19 protein-coding genes are annotated in these 23205 nt (G+C 47.7%); 5 read left to right on the forward strand and 14 right to left on the reverse strand.

Features of this window, described 5'->3' with window-relative positions:
- Positions 1-39: 39 nt before the first annotated feature.
- From BLU87_RS01435 to djlA, 9 genes are all read right to left on the reverse strand, one after another.
- Entirely contained in the window at positions 40-762 is a 723-nt protein-coding gene (locus BLU87_RS01435) for a gamma-glutamyl-gamma-aminobutyrate hydrolase family protein (RefSeq protein WP_175498233.1), read from the reverse strand.
- A 13-nt stretch (positions 763-775) separates the two neighbouring features.
- The gene (locus BLU87_RS01440; protein ID WP_092344151.1) at positions 776-1756 is read right to left on the reverse strand and encodes an ABC transporter ATP-binding protein; all 981 of its coding nucleotides are present in this window, start codon (positions 1754-1756) and stop codon (positions 776-778) included.
- The gene (locus BLU87_RS01445) at positions 1749-2738 is read right to left on the reverse strand and encodes an ABC transporter ATP-binding protein (RefSeq protein ID WP_092344152.1); all 990 of its coding nucleotides are present in this window, start codon (positions 2736-2738) and stop codon (positions 1749-1751) included. Before BLU87_RS01445 ends, BLU87_RS01440 begins: the two co-directional genes overlap by 8 nt.
- Positions 2739-2746: 8 nt before the next feature.
- Positions 2747-3760 (reverse strand): ABC transporter permease, encoded by a 1014-nt coding sequence (locus tag BLU87_RS01450; RefSeq protein WP_092344153.1) that lies wholly within the window; start codon positions 3758-3760, stop codon positions 2747-2749.
- Positions 3761-3769: 9 nt separating this feature from the next.
- Positions 3770-4708, reverse strand: a complete 939-nt coding sequence (locus BLU87_RS01455) for an ABC transporter permease (protein ID WP_092344617.1) — start codon at positions 4706-4708, stop codon at positions 3770-3772.
- A gap of 66 nt (positions 4709-4774) precedes the next feature.
- Complete coding sequence (locus BLU87_RS01460; protein ID WP_092344154.1) at positions 4775-6313, reverse strand: ABC transporter substrate-binding protein; 1539 nt, start codon at positions 6311-6313, stop codon at positions 4775-4777.
- 177 nt (positions 6314-6490) lie between these two features.
- Positions 6491-7321, reverse strand: coding sequence for an HAD family hydrolase (locus tag BLU87_RS01465; RefSeq protein ID WP_092344155.1), 831 nt, complete (start codon positions 7319-7321; stop codon positions 6491-6493).
- Positions 7318-8976, reverse strand: a complete 1659-nt coding sequence (gene pgi, locus BLU87_RS01470) for a glucose-6-phosphate isomerase (RefSeq protein ID WP_092344156.1) — start codon at positions 8974-8976, stop codon at positions 7318-7320. The genes BLU87_RS01465 and pgi overlap by 4 nt, the downstream gene beginning before the upstream one ends.
- 8 nt (positions 8977-8984) lie before the next feature.
- Positions 8985-9749 (reverse strand): co-chaperone DjlA, encoded by a 765-nt coding sequence (gene djlA, locus BLU87_RS01475; RefSeq protein WP_092344157.1) that lies wholly within the window; start codon positions 9747-9749, stop codon positions 8985-8987.
- A 158-nt stretch (positions 9750-9907) separates the two neighbouring features.
- On the opposite strand from djlA, the gene BLU87_RS01480 reads away from it, so the two are divergent.
- The 5 genes from BLU87_RS01480 (at position 9908) to BLU87_RS01500 (ending at position 13690) form a co-directional block, all read left to right on the forward strand.
- Positions 9908-10546 (forward strand): lysophospholipid acyltransferase family protein, encoded by a 639-nt coding sequence (locus tag BLU87_RS01480; protein WP_092344158.1) that lies wholly within the window; start codon positions 9908-9910, stop codon positions 10544-10546.
- Positions 10547-10716: 170 nt separating this feature from the next.
- Entirely contained in the window at positions 10717-10926 is a 210-nt protein-coding gene (locus BLU87_RS01485; RefSeq protein WP_092344619.1) for a GSU3473 family protein, read from the forward strand.
- Between the two features lie 438 nt (positions 10927-11364).
- On the forward strand, positions 11365-11880 hold the full coding sequence (locus BLU87_RS01490; protein WP_281242479.1) for a YgjV family protein: 516 nt from the start codon (positions 11365-11367) through the stop codon (positions 11878-11880).
- Positions 11881-11988: 108 nt separating this feature from the next.
- On the forward strand, positions 11989-13272 hold the full coding sequence (locus BLU87_RS01495) for an aconitase X catalytic domain-containing protein (RefSeq protein WP_092344160.1): 1284 nt from the start codon (positions 11989-11991) through the stop codon (positions 13270-13272).
- Position 13273: 1 nt separating this feature from the next.
- Positions 13274-13690, forward strand: coding sequence for an aconitase X swivel domain-containing protein (locus BLU87_RS01500; protein WP_092344161.1), 417 nt, complete (start codon positions 13274-13276; stop codon positions 13688-13690).
- Between the two features lie 171 nt (positions 13691-13861).
- Here BLU87_RS01500 and BLU87_RS01505 read toward each other — a convergent pair whose 3' ends face one another.
- The 5 genes from BLU87_RS01505 to BLU87_RS01525 all read right to left on the reverse strand — a co-directional run bounded on the left by BLU87_RS01505 (position 13862) and on the right by BLU87_RS01525 (position 22898).
- A complete protein-coding gene (locus BLU87_RS01505; RefSeq protein ID WP_092344162.1) occupies positions 13862-15163 on the reverse strand; it encodes an aspartate kinase in 1302 nt (433 codons plus the stop codon).
- Positions 15164-15328: 165 nt separating this feature from the next.
- Entirely contained in the window at positions 15329-16957 is a 1629-nt protein-coding gene (locus BLU87_RS01510) for an anaerobic glycerol-3-phosphate dehydrogenase subunit C (protein WP_092344163.1), read from the reverse strand.
- A gap of 27 nt (positions 16958-16984) precedes the next feature.
- Complete coding sequence (locus BLU87_RS01515; protein ID WP_092344164.1) at positions 16985-18667, reverse strand: FAD-dependent oxidoreductase; 1683 nt, start codon at positions 18665-18667, stop codon at positions 16985-16987.
- 142 nt (positions 18668-18809) lie between these two features.
- The gene (locus tag BLU87_RS01520; protein WP_092344165.1) at positions 18810-19829 is read right to left on the reverse strand and encodes a proline racemase family protein; all 1020 of its coding nucleotides are present in this window, start codon (positions 19827-19829) and stop codon (positions 18810-18812) included.
- 66 nt (positions 19830-19895) lie between these two features.
- Entirely contained in the window at positions 19896-22898 is a 3003-nt protein-coding gene (locus BLU87_RS01525; RefSeq protein ID WP_092344166.1) for an NAD-glutamate dehydrogenase domain-containing protein, read from the reverse strand.
- Positions 22899-23205: the final 307 nt, after the last annotated feature.

Here is a 23205-nt window from a genome sequence, read left to right on the forward strand (position 1 = left end):
AAGTATATTGGGGGGAGATGTTTTGTTTGAGCTCTCGCGTCAAGTGGTTTTTCCGGTTGCTTTGATAAAGGCTTTAAACAGTTTTATAAAATGGGGATGCGCATCCGTCAGTGCTTCTGGGTGGGCTTGAATACCGATAATGAATGGTGCAGTTTCTGATTCTATTGCTTCAATAATCCCATCGTCCGAATGGGCCGAAGCTATGAAACCCGGAGCAATTTCTTTAACCGCTTGATTGTGAAAAGAATTGGTTGTGAGGGTGTCCATGGCAAATATTTCGTAGAGTTTGCTCTTCGGGATGATTTTGATGTCGTGATAGAGCTCGCACATCAGTTTATTCTTTGTGTAATGGTTGGTACAATCTTTGACCTGATTGCACAGATTCTGATAGAGGCTTCCCCCTTCAAAAACGTTAATGATCTGGGTCCCACGACAGATTCCGAGGATTGGCTTGCCCGCCTGTTTGAACTGACGATAAAGGGAAAATTCCCATGCGTCACGTTCCTTGTTAATCTGACAGGCACACTGGCACTGAATCTCTCCGTAAGCTTCTGGATTTATGTCTTCGTCGCCTCCCGAAATGATGAGGCCGTCAAGTTTAGTGGCCAAATCTTTTGCAAGATTGTTATCCCGAAGGATTGGGATAAGGACAGGGAGACCCCCCGATATCTCAACGGAATGATCGTAGTACTGAGTCACTTGGTTGTAAGGACGATGGTGTTTTTGGACTGTACTCGTTGTTATCCCGATCATTGGTTTCATAAAAACATCCTGTTCATTTTTTATGAAGATTGTTCCAGTGATGACAGGCGACCAGATGCCCATCTCCGACTTGTTCCAGTTGTGGCACTCTGTCCCGACAGAGCTCTGTTGCGTAAGGGCAGCGAGTTTGAAATTTACATCCTGGAGGGACATTGAGCGGCGATGGAATCTCCCCCTGTAGTGGTACCTTTGCTGACCGTTTACGCGGATCGGGAATGGGAACGCTGGCGAAAAGGGCCTGCGTGTAAGGGTGAAGGGGGTTGTTGTACAGCTCTTTGGTCGTAGCAACTTCCATCAGGCAGCCGAGGTACATGACGCCGATACGGTCAGAAATATGTTTGACCACGGAGAGGTCGTGCGCAATGAACAGGTACGATAATCCCAACTCACGCTGCAATCTCTTCAGCAGATTGATGATCTGCGATTGGATTGACACATCAAGTGCCGAGACCGGTTCGTCGGCGATAATGATCTCTGGTCGACAAGCCAGAGCACGGGCAATGCCAATACGTTGACGTTGCCCACCGGAAAATTCATGTGGATAGCGCAACATACACTCTTTCCGCAACCCGGCCATTTCCAGATAAGCGGTAATTTCTGCGGTGACGTCGGCATCTGGACGATGGAAGCGGATCGGTTCAGCAATAATATTGGCGACAGTCATGCGCGGGTTGAGCGACGAGTAAGGATCTTGAAAGATCATTTGTGTGGTCGCTCGATACGGTCGCATCTCAGCTTCACTCAGGTTGGTGATCTCCTGCTCTTTATAGTAGATTTTTCCTGCAAAAGCCGGTTCGAGATGGACAATAGCTTTGCCGATGGTTGTCTTCCCGCAACCCGATTCACCGACCAAGCCGAAAGTTTCCCCCTGTTTGATTTCAAAGCTGACACCGTCAACTGCTTTGACGTGACCAACCGTCCTTTTCAGCAACCCTTTTTTAACGGGAAAGTAAACTTTGAGATCCTCAACCTTAAGGACCAGCTGATCAGTCATGATGACCTCCGTCGGCATAGAGCCAGCAGCGGGCATAGTGGCTGTCGGAAAAGAAAATCGTTGGTGGTTCATTCTGACAACACGCCATCTCTTGTGGACAGCGTGAGCGAAAAGGGCAACCTGATGGAATATCGAGGGGGTTGGGTACCATACCTGCAATTGTATAGAGCTCTTCCTGTTCGATATCCAGTCGTGGCATCGATTTTTTCAACCCATCCAGATAGGGATGTTTGGACTGATGAAAGATTTCATCGACGGCTCCATATTCTACAATTCGGCCACTATACATAACTGCGACAGAATCAGCCGTTTCGGCGACGACGGCAAGGTCGTGGGTGATCATCAAGACAGACATGTCCAATTGTTGTTGCAACTTTTTTATTAAACTCAGAATTTGCGCCTGAATAGTGACATCCAGGGCGCTGGTCGGTTCATCGGCAATAAGGATACGGGGGCTGCAGGCCAGAGCCATGGCGATCATCACCCGTTGTTTCATCCCGCCACTAAGTTGATGGGGAAACTCATTGCAGCGTTGCTCTGCGGAGGGAATGCCGACCAGATCAAGCAGTTCAATAACACGCTGCTTAATTTTTGTTGATGAGAGTTGAGGTTCATGGAGTTTAAGTGACTCACCGATCTGTCGACCGACAGTTATGACCGGATTTAATGAGGTCATCGGTTCTTGAAAAATCATTGCGATCTCTTTGCCGCGGATTTTACGCATCTCTTTTTCAGAAGCGGTTGTCAGGTCGATGCCGTCAAACAGAATCTGACCACGGACGATTTGACCCGGTGGTTCGGGAATCAGGCGGAGAATCGACATCGCAGTCACTGATTTTCCTGAGCCAGATTCCCCGACGACGGCCAAAGTTTCACCCTTTTTCAGGCTGTAGCTGACACCGTTGCAGCCGTTGACGACACCATCTTCGGTGGTAAAGGTGGTCTGTAAATCTTTGACTTCCAGCAAAATATCAGGATCCAAAATGACCTCTATTGGGTAATGCGAGAATCAAGGGCGTCACGTAGTCCGTCACCAAACAGGTTAAAGGACAAGACAATCAGGAGAATGACGGTCCCAGGTACGATCGACATAGTAATGTTTTCGTAGAGAAACTGTTGCCCATTGGCAAGCATACTCCCCAAGCTGGGCATCGGCGCTTGGATTCCTAATCCCAGAAAAGACAGTCCGGCGATTGTCAGGATCGTTTCACCGATACGCAGGGTGGCCATAATGATAATTGGGGCAAGGCAGTTTGGCAGAATGTGGCGTTTGAGGATTTGCCGATCAGGGATGCCCATGACCTTTGCTGCATTGACGTAGTCGGCCTGTCTTAAGAGTTGCGAATCTCCCCGGATGATGCGGGCGAACTCAAGAATTCCGGTCAAACTGACAACGAGAATCAGATTGAAGAGCCCGCTTCCTAAGGCAGCCATCAGAGCAATGGCCATCAGAATGAAGGGGATGGAGTTCCAGAACTCAAGGAGACGCATAATGAAATTATCGGTGTTTCCTCCGTAATAGCCGGCCAGTAAACCCAGGCTTGTGCCGATGAGGGAGTTCAATGTGACAGCCATCAAGCCAATGCCCATTGCAATTCTGGTAGCATAGATTGCCCGTGATAATGTGTCTCGCCCCATCTCATCGGTGCCAAGCCAATGGTGGCTCTCCGGGCCCAACGAGAGGGCTCCCCAATCCATAATGTAAGGATCAAATGGGACAATAAAAGGGGCTAGAATGGCGACATAACAAAGTCCACAGACCACCCACATCCCTGCCATAGCCGATTTATTTCGCCTTAGCTTGTTCCACATCAGGTCCCAGCCTGTGCGAATTCCCCGTTCTTTGGTTTTGTTGCGACGTCGAAGGGTTAATATTATTGCCGCCAGAATCAGGGTGATGACGGCAAAGATGCTGTAGGATATGAGAGTGTCAGCATTTGTGGTGATTTGTCCAGCAAACAGGAGCAATAAGAACAGATTGACAAGAAAGACTATGCGTAACATCGATTCCCCTTAGTCGTAGCTTATTTGCGGGTTGAGGAAGCCGTAGACCAGATCAACCAGCAAGTTGATGATCACATAGACGACTGCCATCAGCAGGACGCAGCCAAATACCAGGGGTTCATCACGACGAAAGATTGCATTGACGGCCAGTCGGCCAACCCCGGGCCAGGCAAAAACGGTTTCGGTGAGAACCGCGCCAGCAAACATCCGGGCGATCTGGTTGCCGATGTTGGTCGTTATCGGGATCAGAGCATTTTTAAAGGCGTGGTGCATAATGACGACGAAGCGGCTCACCCCTTTGGCCCGGGCGGTACGGATATAGTCCTGATTGATGACTTCAAGCATGGCTGAACGGGTCAATCGGGTTGTTGATGCCATCAACACAAACGACAGCGACAATGCTGGGAGAATCATGTGCCGTAGCCCCTCAATCGTCCAGAGGTGACCGCCGTAACCTGAAGCGGGGAGAACCTTGAGGATGACCGCGAAAAGATAAATCAATAGAATTCCGGTAAAAAAGACCGGAATTGAAACCCCGAACATGGCGACCGACATGGACGCATAGTCGAAAAAGGAGTTGCGCCTAACCGCTGAGATGATTCCGACCGGTATCGAGATGATGACTGCAATCAACAGGGAAAGAAAACCCAATTCCAGAGTCGCTGGTAGGCGTTGCAGAACGATGGAGAGGACATTCCCCTTATAGAAAATGGATTGTAATTCACCAGAGAAAAAATTGACCATCATCTGTAGGTACTGGAGATAAAAGGGTTGATCGAGGGCATATTTAGCCCGTGCCAGGGCAATGGCCTCTTCGGTTGCCTGATCACCCAGAAGCGCTGTTGCCGGATCACCGGGGGACAGCTTGAGGATGGCAAAGACAAACAGAGAGACAAAGAGCAGCAAGGGGATCAGAAGTAAGAGCCTGCGGATTGTGTAGTTGAGCACAGCTGCCTCATGCTGGAAAAGCCCGACGCAGAATTTCTGCGCCGGACAGGTCATCTTCTTGTTGTTCTATTTGATATCGACATTTCGTTTTGCGGTGACCAGGTGAATATAACGTTGGGGGGAAGGATCAAGCCCCTGAACTTTGGTGCTGGTGACAATGGTTGTTTTGAGGAAAGCAATGGGAATATGGATGTAATCCTCAACCAAGGCTTTACGCATGGCGGTCTGATAGAGTTTGGCACGCAGCACTGGGTCGCTGATCGTCCGCCCTTTTTTAAGTGCTTCCGTGACCATAGGGTCACTGTATTGAGAAAAGTTCATATTAGATTCGGGGATGAATATTTTATAAGTCCAGCGGTCGGGATCAGGGACCGACCCCCAACCCATGGCATACATGTCACATTGACCTGCTTTGAGCATTGGAAAGAGCGTAGCCCACTCAGGAGTTTCTACCTTCACGGTTATCCCGTACTGCCGCAGTTGGGTGCTGACAACAGTGGCAATTTTCTTCCGCTGTGGGTCTTGTGGGCTATAGATTGTAAACTCAAAATTTTCAGGGAGGATGCCCTCGTTTCTCAGTTCGGCAAATAAGGCTTTGGCTTGAGCGGGATTGTAAGGCAGAGTGTGCTTTTTCATGTAATCGACATCATCACCGAGGACTCCGACCGGAATCCATGAGTAGGCCCTGTCACCATCATTGCGGAAAATCCCAGGAATCGCCTGGTCAAAGGGGATGGCATGATACACCGCTTGCCGGAAACGCAAATCGGAGAATGGTTTCCTCTTGGCGTTAAAGCCGAGATAGCGTGAAGTCAGGCCCGGAACCGATTTAACCGATAGTCCTTCTTCTTGCATCCGGGAAACATCCTGCGGCAGTAACTCTGAACCGACATCCAGACCACCAGACAGCAGTTCGGCTGCCATCGTTTCAGGTTTTGGAATAGGACGGAAGATAACCTTGTCGATATTTGGAGTGGCGACAAAATAGTCGTTGTTTTTGGTCAGGACAATCTTGTCATCGGGAGACCATTCTGCAAATTTGAACGGACCTGTGCCGATAGGGGCGCGGTCAAATTTATCCATCCCCATTGCCATGGTTGCCGCTTTTGGCATAATCCCGGCGGTGTGACTACCAAGTGCGAGAAGAAATGGCGCATAGGGATCGGTTAAGGTGATAACAACAGTAAAGTCGTCAGGCGTTTCGATGGTCTGCACCGGTTTGAAAAATTGGGCACTGGGGGAAGCGTTCTTCTCATCCATGATCGCTTCAAGGGTAAACTTGACATCACTGGCTGTGAAATTGTCGCCATTGTGAAATTTGATCCCTTTTCGCAGTTTGAAAGTGTAAACTTTGCCATCTTTAGAAATTGTCCAGCTTTCAGCCAGCAGTGGCGCAGCTTCCTTGGCACTCTCCTTAAAAGAGACAAGGGTGTCAAAGATATTTCCAGCGACTGATTCACCATAAACACCATGAATGAAGACCGGATTCAGGCTGGCCGGTTCTTTGGCGATACCGATGCGCAAGATTTTTTCTGCTGCGGCACCGTTGACAAGTATTGTTGTCGTCAGCAATAAAGTCGCTAAGATAATAGCAATCTTTCTCATTTTGTTTCTCCTCTTATGGTGAAGTCTTTCGACAACCCTCTGTGTCGTCAAGAGATGTCCATTGGTGTGATGATTCCGGTTTAGTTTGCATGAAAAGCATAACGAATTGCACTCAATCTTGCAATCTCATGGGGACTAAAACACCGCTTTTGGTAAAGAATTAAGATGTTTTTAGGGCTAAGACGGGTTCATCTCTGAACAAATCAGTTGATTGACCAGTTGGCTGAATCCGTTCCTGTCGTTTGATGCGACGGTAGGATAGCTGTTTTTGAGTTCTTCAGGGGCATTCGCAACGACAAAGCTGTATTTACAGTAAGAGAGCATATCGACGTCGTTATAATCATTGCCGATAGCGACTGTCTGCGTGCTGGATATGTTCAGGAGTGTACACAGGTAGTCAACCCCTGAAGATTTAGATGCCAGCGGCGGAAGGATTTCCATCCATAGGGTTTTCCCATCCAGGGGAGATGTTGCCCGGACAATTTTAACGTTGTTGAACTTCTGACTGAGTTGCTCAAACCAAACGGTACTATCTCCGAGGATCGCAATGATTTGCGATGCCTCTTCAATTTTATTCAGATCCAGTTCGCGGCAATAGTCGCGATAAATGGCCAAGCGGCGTTTGAAGTCCTGATTATCTTTATTGGGCAGACTGTAGCTGAAATGGTGGTTGTTGGGAATTCTATCCTGGATAGAAAAATCAACCTTGTGATCAAGTAAAATTTTGGTGATGGTCTCGACCTTCTTTTGGGGAAGATGTTGCGCCTGAATGATCTCTTTGGTCTGCCAGTCCATAATCCCTGCACCACAAGAAAAAACCAGATAATCAATCGGAAAATCAGCACTCAGAACTTTGCAAGCGGAAAAATAACTACGCCCAGTGGCGATCACCCGGCATATCCCTGCGCTACCAATCGTCTCCAGAGCTTTGCGATCAACAGGACAAATTGTTGCATCTGATCTTGCCAGGGTGCCGTCAAGGTCGGTCACAACCATTTTTATCTTCATACGGACTGTTTACCCTGTTTTTGAGAACGAAAATAATTGATCAAGCCGTTCGTTGAAGAGTCATGATCGGCAACAGGACTGCTTTGACTGAGTTCTGGGAGAATCTTCTGGGCTAGCTGTTTACCAAGCTCAACACCCCACTGATCAAAGGGGTTGATATCCCAGATGGCGCTTTGAGTGAAAATTTTATGCTCATAGAGGGCGATCAGTGAACCGAGAGTTCTTGGTGTCAGTTTATGAAACAGAAAAGAGCTGCTTGGGCGATTTCCGGGGAAAACTTTATGTGGTAAGAGCTGTGCAATCCTTGCTTGAGATAACCCCTCCGCGTCCAGTTCCGCACGCACCTCTGCCGGTGTTTTTCCGCGCATAAGCGCCTCTGGTTGGGCAAAAAAGTTTGATAATAAAATCTGCTGATGGTTCCCGAGAGGGTTCTGACTTTCGACCGCTGCAAGAAAATCAGCAGGGACCAGTTTTGTCCCCTGGTGGAGGAGCTGGTAAAAGGCATGTTGTCCGTTGGTTCCGGGCTCTCCCCAGATAATCGGTCCGGTTGAGTAGTTGACCGATTGACCGTCAAGGGTTACTCGCTTGCCATTGCTCTCCATATCTCCTTGCTGAAAATAAGCGGGGAAACGGTGTAGATATTGATCGTAGGGGAGAATGACGTGAGAATCAGCCGCAAAGAAGTTATTGTACCAGACCCCGAGTAGCCCCATGATGACTGGGATATTTTTTTCAAAGGGAGTCTCGTAAAAATGTTTATCAACCTGGTAGGCTCCAGAGAGTAACTCCTCAAAGTTATCCATGCCGATATAGAGTGCAATAGATAAACCGATAGCAGACCAGAGAGAATAGCGGCCGCCGACCCAATCCCAAAATTCAAACATATTGTCAGGGTTGATCCCGAATTCGATGACTTTTTGTCGATTTGTGGAGATTGCGACAAAGTGACAGGCGACTGCCTTGTCATCTTTAAGCTGCTGCAACAGCCAGTCGCGAGCCGAGTGGGCGTTGGTCATCGTCTCCTGGGTGGTGAAGGTTTTGGAAGCGATCAAAAACAACGTCGTCGCTGGTTGCAGATGTCGTAAGGTTTCCAGCAGGTGGGTTGCATCGACATTGGAAACAAAGTGGACGTTAAGACGTTCATGGCCATAGGGTTTTAAGGCTTCAGTGACCATCAGTGGGCCAAGATCTGAGCCCCCGATACCAATATTAACGATATCTGTGATCGGCTGCCCCGTGGCTCCCAGCCAGATGCCATCGCGAATCTGCCGACAGAACTTGCCCATCTTGGCAAGAACAGCGTTGACTTGTGGCATGACATCCTGACCATCTACCAGAACCGGAGAATTGCTGCGATTACGCAGGGCTGTATGGAGTGCCGGTCGTTGTTCGGTGGTATTGATTCGTTCGCCGGAGAACATTTTCTCTATTTTGTTTTGTAAGCCTGTTTGCCGGGCGAGTTCAACCAGCAGTTTTAATGTGGTGGAGGTGATGCGGTGCTTAGAGTAATCAAACAGGATGTCATCGAGCTGCAGAGAAAACGTTGTAAACCGCTGTGGCTCTGCAGCAAACATATCGCGCATGTGGAGGGCTTCAATACTTTGATAATGTCTTTGCAGATTTTTCCAGGCTTCCCGTTTGGTTAACTCCGGCATAGAATCCCCTATTTTTTTTGTGCCGCCATAATTGCATCATAGGATGCGTTGATTTCGGCAAGTTGATCATTGGCAAATTTGATGAATTCCGGTGGCAACCCTTTTCCTTCAATCTTGTCTGGATGGAATTCAGTCGCTTTCTGACGATACGCTTTCTTGATTTCTGCCGTTGTTGCAGAGCTGGAAACACCCAGATTTTCATAGTGCTTCTTCAGGCTAACGCTGGAAGAATGCAGACCGACATAACGGCTACGCAGCGATTGATAAACAGCTTCAGAAATCCGAAAGGCTGTCTTTGCCTCCAGCAGCATATTCTCTTCCTGGGGATGAAGTTCACCGTCAGCCATCGCAACTTCGAACAGGAAGCTCATCATGAAATTACAGAGTTGCTGGTCTTGGGCGAACAAGTTGCCAAACTGTCTGGCATAATCGGCAAAGGTTTCAGCGCTGTCTTTTGCTTGAGAGAAGACATTGATAGCGTAAGCACGGGTCTGTTGATCCAGTCCCAGAGCTTCTTTAGAAATTTTTTCAATCGCCGCAATCTCATCGGGACAAACCCGACCATCAGCTTTGGCGAGTTTCCCGACCATAGAAAAAGCCGCCGTAAAAAAGATCGCCTGTCGTTGCTCTGACGGATTAAATCCGCCCCTGGTCTGGGGCATCTTTTGAGAGCTCCCCATGCTGGCGCCGATGGCGGCTCCCATAATTGCACCAAACGGACCGGCGATCATTGCCCCGAGCCCTCCACCGATAACACCTGATAACCAACCCATAATCCATATCCTTTTCGGAAAAAATGTGTAAATTCATGCTATAAATTCGTGTTAAAGTGAAACCGTTAAATATAATGAGTGAAGTTTCTGGTGTCTGCAAGGGTTTTATCTATCATTCCCTGAATTCATCCGTGCAGAAGATATCGAGGAGTTCAACCGTGAAAGTTCCATTTGTCCGCCGTCTCTGGGTGACAATCAGCTCTGCTGTGATTCGTTTTTATGCCTCTATTTTAAATCGGTTTGAGGTTGTCGGGGCGGAAAATATTCCTGCTGCTGGAGGTGTCCTTCTTGCGGCCAATCACATCTCTGCCTATGACACTGTTTTTATTCCAGCAGCTGTACTCAAAGCGCACCCTTGGCAAATGGTCTGGGCTCCAGCTAAGGAGGAGCTGTTTCGTAATCCCGTCATTGGAGCTATTTATCGTTCATGGGGGGCTTTCCCAGTGAAGCGGGGACGTGATGTTCGTGCTGGAAAACATCTGGGTTCATTGTTGCAGAATCAGAAAGTTATGCTTTTCCCTGAAGGAACCCGCCATAAGGATGGTAAGCTCGGGCCAGGAAATCGGGGGGTCGGGAAGCTGATTTACGAGCATCATCCCGTGGTGATTCCAACAGCATTATCTGGAATTAACACCTGGGAATTTATGAAGGGACAGCAGCAGGGGAGGATCTGTTTTGGTGCACCTCTCGATTTCTCCGACCTGTTTGAACTCGAAGACGTCAAAGCGACTCACCTGTTAATCGTTGAACGGGTTATGTCGGCTATCGCTTCAGAACTCGAATCTAACGCAAATTAGTATTTGCATCTCCAGTAGTCGTATTCACCCTTCTTGATAATTTTTTAATTTGCCGCAGCTATCCTTCTAAATAACTAATAAATAACAAGAAATAATTTGGCTGAGATTGCTATTCAGGGGCAATGCGGTTATTATTGAAACATAAAGATGATCAGAAGGGAGGTCAAGAAATGGGATACTTTAAACAGAAACCTAAGGTGAATGTTGTTTATCGCAATGGGGTAAAAGATCATATCAGTCCTGCTTTACTTGCGACCCTGATCAGTTCGAAACAGATTGATAAATTTGAGCGTACCAGTGGTTGGGTTCAGATCGGCGTTGATCCGGTACGTGGCGCCGCATCAGCAGGTTATTCCGGACCTGAGAGGAGAGCCTCCTGATCGTTACCAACTTGATCCTGGTTGTGTGATCGGATGTTTGTATTTACTCTGGTTGTCAACTGATTTTCCTAAGAAGTAAAGCCCTAGGATAATTGCGCCGACAACAATGCTTAGCAGTAAAAGCTTAATAATGTCTTTTCCCATAGTGTCCTCTCTTGAATCTTATCGGCTTGTTTACGGGCAGAATTTAGCAAAGAAGATCACCAATTTCCAGTCCCCAATCGCGCTTATCTCATTTCCCCTGATCAACGTTTCATTGCGGACTTCAGTCACTCATCCTATCGTTCCTTGCACCGAGATAATATTGGCAGTGACAATCAGTGTAAAGCTGCTAGTATGGATCCTTGGCCGAGTTTCCTCGTAAGCGTTTTTACGGCCATTAAAAGGGCTGCTGAGATAAAGCGGTCATGTATAAACCCACTAACAGACTGTGTCGAGATGATTGATATATACACGCCAGAATTTATATTTGGTCTTTTATCTACAATCCTTATTGTTGTTTGCATGTTTTTAAAAACCCGAGAGAATATCCTCCTTCTCAAGTTGGGAGCTGACGTATCCTGGGTTCTTGCATTTGTTGTCCAGGGCGCTATTTCCGGCACAATCTCGATGTTTTTTACCGCTGTGCGGACTTTTTGTGGACGAAATTTTGTAGAATACAAGTCCATCGGTTTCTGTTTATGGCTTCTTTCATCAATCATCACCTGTTATTTCTGGAGCGGGTTCTACGATATCTTTTCTTTGTTGGGGCTTACCTTCGTGACCATCGCTGTCTATTTAAAAAAGGCTCAAAGGGTCAAGTTGTTTTTTATCTTATCCTCTATATCATGGGGCTTTTATGGCTATTTTATCGGCTACTTTGAGCTGATCATTTTTGAGTTTTTTATTACCTTTGCTGGTTTTATAAACATGTATCTAAAGGCTGGAGAGACTGCCAAGGTATTGTCTCAGTGAGTGACCCGTTTGTAGGGTATGACTATTTTTATAACCTGCCAAAGATAGGTGATATTTTTGGCAGCATAGATTGTTTGACGCGTAGAGATGAAATTATAAGGTGGCAAAATGGTGAGGTTAACAGACGTCGAAAAAGCGATTCTCCGTGGCGATAACGGAAGGTTACAACAGAAAGCACTTGAAAATATTATCAGCTATGCTGAAGCTCTTGGCGCTCAAGAACTCTGTGTTGTAACCAAGGCGACGCTCGGATTAGGTGCGCAGCCCTATCTCAATAACATCCAGTCGGATGACTACAATCAAATTTTTTCCAGGGTTTATATGTGCACCGATGAGGTTCTTGACATCAGTCATAATAAATTTTCGGCAGAATGTTTCTGTATGACTTGCACTGAGAACTGTGATACCGAGGACTATGAAGAAGTCGGACTGACAAAAGAATATTTTGACAAAAACCGTAGATTTCTTGAAGTCGCTCGAGCAGCAGGTGTCAGTATGGCGAGCACCTGTACTCCTTATCTTCTTGGATGGTTACCCCTTAAAGGTGAACATTTTGTGACGACCGAATCAAGCAATGCGATGTTCTGTAATTCACTTCTTGGAGCCTGTGGTAATCCCGATGGTGTCGAAGCCGCAGCCTGGTCAGCAATCTGTGGTCGGACTCCCAAGTGGGGACTGCATTGTGCTGAAAATAGATATGCAAGCCACGAGTTTAAAATTGAATGCCCCGCCCAGTCAGCGATAGACTGGGATGTGATCGGTTATACCATCGGCAGATTGCTTCCGGCTGGAGGCATTCCGGTTATCACCGGTGATTTTGCTTACCCGACCATAGCTGAGGTTAAACAACTGTTTGCAACCATCGCCACGACCAGTGGTGCCGTTATGTGCCATATTCTCGGTATGACTCCTGAGGGACAGACAATGACCATGGCAACCGGTGGGCATGGGGTTAAAGAGAGCTTTAACGTTTCCACCGCAGAATATCAGAAATCGCTGACCATGCTCTGTGATGTAACGCCGGGGCCTGTTGATTTTATCTCCCTTGGCTGTCCGCATTACACTCTGGAAGAAATTCGTGATGTTGCCAATTACATCAGTGGCAAAAAGATCAAGAGTGGCGTTCGTTTATACCTCTGGACGGCGTATCCGATTAAAGAAATGGCGCGGGCGAGTGGTTATCTCGATGTTATAGAAGATGCTGGTGGGCGGATAATGACGAGCTCCTGTCCAATTATGGTGGGTCAATCGATCATGAAACAGAGTCGCGGAGTTGTGCTGGATGGAGCTAAACAAGCCCATTATATTCGTTCGATGACAGATGCCGCAGTTTACTATGGCGATAAATATCGGTGTATTGATGCTGCAATTTCGGGGAAATGGGACCATTAAGATGAAAGAAATTATCAAAGGACGAGGTGCAATCAAAGGGATTGCAGAAGGCGAGGCGCTTGTCTGTCCTGACAGCATTCAAGGATGGGCCGGTATTGATGAAGTCACGGGTGTTATCATCGAAAAAGGGCATGTTGCAGAGGGGACATCCATTGCCGGACGTATCTTGGTCATTCCATCTTCCAAGGGCTCAAATTGCTGGTCCGGCCATTTTAATTCTGCAATGATTAACGGTGTGAAGCCCGCTGGTTGGGTTGTGAGTCAGATTGATTCAAGGGTTGGTGTCGCCGCTGTCGTTGTCGGTAGCCCGATGGTTGTTGATTTTTCTGATGTCGACCCCTGTCAGGTGATTAAGACAGGTGATTGGGTCAAGGTGAACGGTGATAGTGGCGAGGTTGAGATTTCTCGACAAGGATAGGTGGGCTATAACGCTTGGCTCTGCGTGAGCGTGGGGTTCGTTGTTCTCAGAGCCGAGCGTGTTTTCATGTTTTGTCGCCTATTGGTTGTTCTTTTTTCTCTTGCTCTTCGAATTAAAAAATGCGGACACAAGAAGTGCCCGCATCTTGATGCTCATCTGTCTTATTCCCGCTTATTTTTGCAGCTGTGCAACCAGAACCTTGAGGGTATTTTCATAGTCTTCCAGGTTAATAGCCAGCAGTGCGGTGAGTTGTGAGCCGCCATAACTGATGCTCCGAATCCCAATTTCAGCTTGATCGAGGGCGCTGAGCATGCGACCGAGGAGACCGGTCTGACTCTGTAATCCTGCACCGACAATACCAACTAGAGCGACCGTCATGCCGAAACTGCAAGCATCAACTTCGGTCTTCTCAAGAATATATTTACAGATCGCATTTTCATCAAAATTGCTGCTGCTATCAACCATGAGGGCAAAGCTGTCGAAGCCCTTCATGTCGAATTCAACGGCCAAGTCTTGTTGTGTCAGGGCTTCCTTGATCTGACCCGGAAGCTCTGGATAGCGGTTGAGCATGAACTTTTCTGCGTTCAAAATACGATAAGGTTTTTTACCCGAGACGCCAACCACAGGCATCTTCTCAGCTGAACGTGTGGGTTGGATCATGGTGCCACAATCAGCAGGGCTGTTGGTGTTCTTAATGTTGATAGGAATCTTTGCGTCACGAACCGGAGCAATCGCTTCTTCATGAAAAACACTGGCCCCGCATGACGCCAGTTCGCGGACTTCGGCGTAGGTAATTTCGGGGATAGATTGCGCTGCCGGAACAATGCGGGGGTCAGCCTGAAGAATACCGGAGACATCGGTCCAGTTTTCATAGACATCGGCGTTGACGCCGCGAGCAACGATTGCACCGGTGATGTCGGAACCACCACGGGAGAAGGTTTTGATTTCACCATCGGGGCCGGTTCCATAAAAACCCGGGACCACGAAGCGGCCAGTGGCATTGCCCAGTTGCTTGCTGATCAGTTCGTATGATTCTGGATCAACACGGCCATCGATGGTCAAGCGGACGACGTTTGCAGCATCAACAAATTCAGCGCCAAGATATTTGGCAATGATCAGACTGTTGAGGTATTCGCCACGTGACTCAACGAAATCAAGGGTTGTCCCTGCGGTAATTTTTTGCTCGATTACGTCGAGCTCAGCTGCAATATTGACGTCGACTTCGAGGAGTTCTGAGAGTTCGACAAAACGTGCACGAATTTTTTCGAAGGTTGGCAGGTACTCTTCTCCAGCGGTCTTTTGCTTATGTGTATTGATCAATAAGTCAGTAATCTTGGTATCCTGATTGTCACGCTTTCCTGGGGCGGAGAGAACAACAGCCTGCCGCTGGTCATCAGCCTGAATGATTTCAACAGCTTTCTTAATCTGGGCCGCACTGGCGAGGGATGTGCCGCCGAACTTCACGACTTTCATAATCTGACTCCTTGTTTATAGTGATGCTTTTGAGTGGATATAGATGGATGTGTATAGATAGCAGAAGGGTCGTTGACAGTAAATACCTGTCTCACTAATTTCTGTGTCAAGGGTTTGCGAGCCCATCCCTGGTTGCGGATGAGCTCGCTATAAACCGGTCTTTTGCTATTCTAATGCACTCCGTAAAATAGAAACCGGATGAATAACAGGCAGCCCAGAGACATCATGCATGCGCAATTGACAGGGACCACACTCACTTAATCCAATTTCCGGGTTAAGCTTCTCCATCGACTCTTTCAGTTCATCACCGACCGCTTCACTGATCGAATACTTTTCAGCTTTGTAACCGTAACTTCCCGACTGGCCACAGCACTTGGCATCCATGACTGCAACATTAAAGTCTGGAATTTTATTCAATAACTCAATGAATGGCAAACCGATCTTTTGTGCTTTCAGGTGACATGGGGTGTGATAAGCGGTGTGCATTGGTACGGGGCTCAGTTTTAGCTCAATTTCATTGTTGTCATCCAGCTTATTGATGTATTCAGCCAAGTCATAGGTGCAATCAGCCAGACTTTCAGCTGCTTTAATCCCGAAAACTTCAGTGTATTCGGTTTTGAGCATCAGACTACAACTGGTACAGGTGGTAATGACATCATAGCCTTTGTCAATCCATGGCTTAAACGCAGCGATATTCTTTCTAGCTTTATTCTCAGCGGCAGCCATATCGCCATTGGCGACCAAGGGGAGGCCGCAGCAGCTCTGTTCCGGTACTTCAACTTGAATCCCGAGTTTTTCAAGAACGGCAATTGCGTCGATTGCGGTATTGGTCTCATTATAACGGGCATAACAACCGGTGAAAAAGGCGACTTTGTGTTTCTTTGAGATAGCGCTTGGTTGTTTGTCGTCAGCTCTCTGTGCCGTCAGTGGCTTAGAGAACTTAACCATTGATGGTTGACTGCTGATATTGAGGGTTTTTTCCAAGGTTGTGCGAACCAGGGGAGCGTTGACTAAGGCGTTGTTCAATCCCGGAGTCAATGTTGCCGCTTTATCAGCAAGCTCAGCGTGACCAAGCAGGCGATCACGCAGTTTTTGGCCCTTGGTTTGGACGTAAGTATTTTTACTCTGGCTATTAGCGCGGTTCAGATGGACGCCAGCGGGGCAAGCGGTGTAACAGTTGAGACAGAGACTGCAATAATCGCTATTTGTACCGATAGGAAAAGCGAGTTGGCCATCTTTTCTGGTGAGTACCCCTGAACTCATAACACTCACCAACATTGACGGGTTCGGTCCATTCTCATCCATCTGTGCGTTGTATGGACAGGCGGAGGTACAGACCATACAACCGAGACAGCGGGACAGGTTCTCATAGTCAATTTTTGCTTCATTCAGAACCGCTTCCGGTTCAGTATGAACGTGACCGTTGCAGGACCCCTCACAAGCATCCGTTTGTGACAGCATCTTGAAGAAATAATCTTCACTCTTGCTGCGATCAACAATCAGGTCATTGATGACCGGAAAGTTCGGCAAGGGACCAATGGTGATGTCTTGACCATCAATCATGGTGTTGCAGGCCAGAACCGGTTTGCCGTTCAGGGCAACAGCGCAACTCCCACATTTGGCCCCCTGGCAGGAGGAGCGGAAGGAGAGGCTGTCATCAAGGTTGTCGCGGATATAGTTCAGAGTTTGTAGCACTGTCTGGCTGGGGATGAACTCAACCTCGTACGTTTGGATCAAGCCTGTTTTTGTGTCAGGATTGTAGCGATCAACAAGAACTTTAAAGGTTTGTTTCATAGTTTCACCTTAGTCTCCATCTACTGATTAAGCCGATTGTTCCGGCGTAATTTCTGTCATCTTTACCGGTCTGGTTTGGATGACAGGTTTATGGTCTTCTGTGTAGGCCAAAGTGCACTGTGGGGCCATCGATTTGTCCCACTCCGGATAATCTTCACGGTAGTGTGCACCACGACTCTCTTTTCTGATCGTAGCCGCCGCAACCATGGTTTGCGAGATGGTCACCATCTTCTCAAGCTCGAGGTACGATTGCAGGCTCTGGTTGAATAGAAGTGAAGACCCTTGCACATAAACTGTTGGCAATAGCTCCTTGAGCTGCTGTAGCTCTTGCGCCGCCAGTTCCAACCCTTTTCCGGTGCGGGTCACTCCCATGTATTTAGCCATAATAGAGCGCAATTGTTTTTTGCCTTCATTGGGAGTGATGTCGGATTTGGGTCGATTGAGTGCTTTGCTGATGCGCTCATCTTCTGCTTCAGCTTGATCTTTACAGGAACTGATGGCTGTTGCCCGGGCATGCTTGACTGCAGCGGCACCAGCACGTGAACCGAAGACCAGCAGCTCTGAAAGTGCATTGCCGCTGAGTCGGTTGCCACCCTGAAGCCCGCCGGAACATTCACCGGCCGCATACAGTCCAGGGAGAGATGTGCTCGTATCGGTATCAATTTCGACTCCACCCATAAAATAGTGAGCAGAAGGGGCGATCTCAAGGCGTTGTTTGCGGTAATCGAAACCACGTTCGGCTGAAACTTCGATTTCGTGCAGAAAGCTCTTATAGGTTTCGTCACCCAGATCTCTGGCGTCAAGCCAGACACCACCGTGTTCAGTGCCACGACCGGCGGTGATTTCAGAATGGATCCCCCGAGCAAGGCGATCACGGGTGGTTAACTCAAGTTTCTCGGGCTCATACTTTTCCATAAAGCGCTCATTTTTGCTGTTATAAAGCTTGGCATATTCTTGGATTCCGAGAATAAAACCTTTGAGTGATGGCGGATGCACCATACCGCAAGGGAAAAACTGAACTTGCTCCATGTTGATCAGGTTGGCTCCGGCTTCATAAGCGATTGCCATGCCGTCACCGGTCACCTGAATCGGATTACTGGTGACGGGGTAAAGTTGACCGACACCACCGGTCGCTAGAATAACAGCAGAGGCTTGCATACAGACGGTTTCACCGTTGCGAAAATCTACCCCAACGGCACCGCTGACTTGACCATCATTGACGAGAATTTTTGTCGCAAGGGTATCTTCACCAAAAGTGACGTTGTTAAAGGTGTGGAGCTTGGTGCGTAAAACTTTTGACATCTGCAAACCAACCCGGTCGCTAATCGCCATCACCCGTGGATGGCTGTGACCACCGGCAGTATAGATGAGGTAAGAACCATCGCTATTTTTGTCAAAACGAATTCCCCAATCTTCCAACTCCTGGATACGCAGGCGGGCTTCATCAGCGAGGATACGAACCAGAGGTTGGTCGCTCAGATATGATCCGCCTTCAACTGTGTCACGGAAGAGGCTATCGGCTGAGTCTTCCGGGTCACTAAAGGAACCGTAAGCTGATGGGCCAGCACCACTAACGGTACCGCCAGTACGGCCAGCAAGACCTTTTTCCCACAGGGTGATCCGCAGGCCAGATTCGGCTGCTCGGATGGCCGCGTAAAAACCAGCAGCCCCTGAGCCGATGACCAGCACATCTGTTTCAGTAGATTTCATTCATAGTCTCCCGCATTCAAAATGGTGATCAGTCTTTGATCTGTTAAAATGTGTCGACGAAGTGAGGTGTGTCGTAGTTTTAAAGTTCGGCTTAAATAACGACAGAGAATGCCGATATCTAAGCCGGACTGGAAGAACTGGATTAAGCAATGGGCTGAATCTGGACTTCTTTGGGGGTCGGCAGGCCATTGATTCTGAGCTGTAGCCGCTGATGACCTTCGAGCAGATCTGCGCCAAGGATATCGATGTACATGGTTGAACCGATTGGCGACTGAACTTCAACCCGATCTCCGATTTTAGCTTCGCCAGAGAGATAGCGCATCAGCGTATGGGCTGAAGAACCGGTTCCGGTCGGGCAATAGCAGATGACATCGGGGTAGACAAAGGTTGCACCGATATAATGACCGGCTGGTTGTTTGTCTGCCATGAAGTTGGCAAAGGGGATCGGACCAACATCACCGACGGTCAGATGTTTTGGATAGTAGATTGCACGAGCATCTTCGACCGCTTGTTTCCCAATTTTGATGAATTCGTCGTAATTTTCAGCCTTAAGCGCCGTTGGAATCTCTTTGCTGGGGATCATCAGGTAGAACCCACCACTGTAAACGACGGGGATTTTGAGCTTTTTGCCACAGATGGTTAGATCCAATCCCTCATGAGCCAGGTAAACATCTTGTCCGGTGATACTGACCATTTTGATTTCACCATTTGCTGATTCGTAGGTGATTTCAGAAAGGCCAGCAGCGCATTCGATAAAGAAGCTGTGTTTGCCTTCTTTTTGCTCAACGAAACCATTCTGCAACAGTGAATAGCCAGTGCTGAGGGTGTTGGACCCTGAAAATGGGGGATATCCCATGGTTTCCATGATGATGTAACCGGCGACGGCACGGGGATCTTTGGGGGGGACGATAAGGTCGACACAGCGAGTTGGGACATCACCTAAGAGTTGTGTCCGGATATTATCCCGATGCTCTTCCATATAATTCATCTGTTCAAGAAGGCTTTCACCAGGAACCACCATGTCAGTAAATGTGATCAAATGGTCATCACCATCATAGGTGATATTGTCGATATGGAGTTTTTCAGGGGTATTGCTGTGAAAGTAATTTTGCATGACGCGAAGGTTGTTCGCTTGAAAATTATGTCCAGGGAGTTGGCTCATTTGGCCTCCATTTTTGCTAAAAGAACCGGCATTGCTGCCGGTTCTTTTAGGCTCAATATTCAATGATTATTTATTGCCGTAAACGCGCTCCAGATGCCCTTTGGCAATGAGCATGAAATCACTCTCTTTATTGCCGTGATAAGTCATAGATGTCGCAACCTCGACTGCCAGTATGGCGTAGAGATATTTTTCTGGCATTTGTTGGATGCGGTCGTGATAAGCCTTATTTTCACTCAGGAAATTGGGTAAATGTCGATAAATTGCCTGTTGAAACAACGGATCTTTGGAACTCTCAGGGTTCGCCTTGAAGAAGTTGAACAGCTCTGCATAGTGCTTGTTGATCTCCTTGCTGATACCGTCTGAGATCTCAGTGTAAAGCTTAGCCCCTTTTGCTTCTTCATAGCGTTTGAAGATCAGTCGTGCTTCGTCTTCAGCGCGGCGTTCGAGGATACCCAGCACATCAGCAACGTAGGCGTTTTTGTGTTCAATAAACTCGTCAGTGCTCATCACCAGGTTGGCAATGATTTCATAGGATGATGAGATAACACCACATTTGTTCGCAGAGGCATCGCGCATAACAATAACGCCTTTTTTCTGCAATTCAACCCGGGCTGCCGGAGTGATAAAGGAGTTTGCCCCTTCAATGATAGCACGAGCCGATGGGGTGCCGTCATCAGCAAAGAACCGTTGCCAGTTCTCAATATCGATGGTCTCAGGACGGCCACCGCCAGGAATAAAGATGTCGGCTTGTACGGTGAAGGTCAGGCTGTTGAATTCACGGTAGAACTCATCGGTTGAAATCCATTGTTCTTCCAACCCTTTTTTCGTTTGTACAACCTTCATGTAGAGTTCACGCATACCATCAGTACGACGTCTGTTCCGATAGAGCATAAAACCGCCGATATGGAGTTTCTCTGGGTTGAACTCTTCGATGTCATGAGCCAGGATGATGCGGCGCAACTCGTTACGATCCGCTCCGTCTGGATCATAAAATGCTCCGGTGCCGTCCAAAATCAGGTTGATTTTGGCTTTCGGGCAATGATCAAGCAAGAGACGCATCGCATTCCCGGCGACATCACCACCAGGGCCACCAGTCATTTTCACGGTGAAGGCATCTTTACTATAATTGATCCCAAGTTTTTCCATGGTGATTTCGGCAAATTTGACGACACCTGCAGATGTCACCCCAAACTCTTTATGGTTGATACCGACTTTTTTCCCCGACATGATGCCAATACCAAGGATATAGCCACGTTTTTGTGCCAGAGTGGCGATGGTTTCGATCATGATATCATGCATGTTTTCGTCAGGACCAAGCTCGATGGCTTCATCATCGCCATAATAATCAACCACATTCGGATCTTTAACCTTGCCGTTCTCATTGACGTAGATATCGAGGAAAGCATTGATAAAACCGTACTGGAGTTTATACAGACGCTGATTGACGAGGACCTGATCATTGATGCTGACAGCATTCAGCACGGAGACCATCTTGGACCCACCTTCATAAATATCTTTGTTTTTCAAATGCTGGGTATGAGCCAGGACATAGTTTTCTTTGAACATGCTATCGGCACAAGTGACATAATCGTCACGACCGTTGGCAATCAATGTCCGCCATCCGCCACGGGCAATATCAGAGAAGCCGATATGGTAACCAACACCGTAGCGTCCGAAGAAGAAGGTGACCCGGAACGGACGTTCTGCGGGCAAGTCGTCTGTGAACGTGCTATCCAATTCCGACAGATAGGTTGGATCCAGTCTGAAAGATAAGGCTTGTTTTTTGTCGACGAAAAAATTGGTTTTCAAGGTGTTGCGGATGAAGGAGAGGCAGCAACGGAAGATTGTGCGGCGATAGGCATCGACCCGTTTATGGCCGGTATTATACTCTTCGACTGTGGCAACGACTTTTTCTAACATTTGCGCATAGAGTTCGTCGCGATTGTCCTGTTTCGGATCAAAGCGGGTGCGGAACAGCTCTACCAATTGCAGACAAAGTTCCGGTTGTAGATGAAATGCTCGCTCAACCCCTTCAAGATCATACAGGTCACTGCTGTGAGCCAGACTGGTGTGACAGAAAGCGATAAAAGCGTTGACCAGGGTTGCGTCTTCACCGCACATGATCTGCTTGGTGACAAATTCCTGATAGGCGTGTGAACGGGTTTGCAGCAGTTGGGTATTGAATAATTCAGAGCGTAACTTTTTAAATAATTCTGTCCCCTTGACTAACTCAGGAGCATCTTTTTTGCGGACATAAAAGGTCCCCAGAAATACTGGATGAACACCGTTACTCAGAGTCAGACCGTAGGTTCTTTTTGTCTCAATGCCGAGGCGGGTGAACACTTCCATGATCTGCAACAGGAAATCACGCTGAGGGGGGTTGCTGACAGCGAACATAATGCGGATTTCGTCGCCTTCAGAGCCGAAACCTTCAGTCTCTTCCACATCAAGATGGATCCCCTCGTTATCTCTGACCTGTTGGTAGAGCCAGAGAATTTGAGCAATCCGATCCCCTGGAGAGATGTTGACATAGGTTGGATTGTTCAACCAGAGAATGTTTAATAAGTGGTTAAGATTGTCCAGATCAAAATCGGGATAACGTTTGCTAACGACCTCAGCGACTTCCTTACGGGTGTCTTCAGGGACATGTACAGCAGATTTTAAACCCGACGCAATTTCCTTATGACTTTTCCGATCAAATTCAAACCGTTGCAACTCAAGCTCTTCATCCCGTCCGGGAAGTGGGGCATAGGAGTGGGCAATGTGGGCATAAGAGATATCACGTTCGCGAATGGTTCTTAGGGTGTCATATAGAGATCCCGGCATGCTGGTGCGGGCGAGGATCAGAGTCTTCTCAGTGTCAGCCAGAATGCTACGGCGGTTGGCTCCAAGTGAATTCATGATTGTCGCAAGAGTAGCGATGGCTCTACCTTCTTCGTGCATAGTGATAAAGAAGTAGGGATGCATCTCTTGCTGTAACCACGCCAGATTCTTTTTGGCGTCGGTTTGGGTTTCATCGATTAATTGATCAACCTCTTTGTACATTGGGCTTTCAGTTGAGAAGTTCATTATGAATTCCTTTATGGTTATAAATGCTATGACGAAAATTACTTCCTGATACCCTGTCACTGAAAAATCAGATAAAAATACCGTTTAGTCGCCTGAATGTCCTAACAGCAGCTTCTCCTTTCAATAGGCTCCCAGTTAAGTGTTAACGCTTTCCCATTGCGGGACGTCGCATACAAATCTGCATCGATCAACCATGGTCACCCGATTAAAAACCTATAAATGGTTGCTCAATGACGCTTGTCTTCATATGGGACTCTTATTCAGGCAATAATTGATAGTCATCATTCTCGTCTGAAATTCAGACCCA

Origin of the sequence: Desulfuromusa kysingii, assembly GCF_900107645.1 — a bacterium.
In the GTDB taxonomy this organism is placed as follows: Bacteria; Desulfobacterota; Desulfuromonadia; order Desulfuromonadales; family Geopsychrobacteraceae; genus Desulfuromusa; species Desulfuromusa kysingii.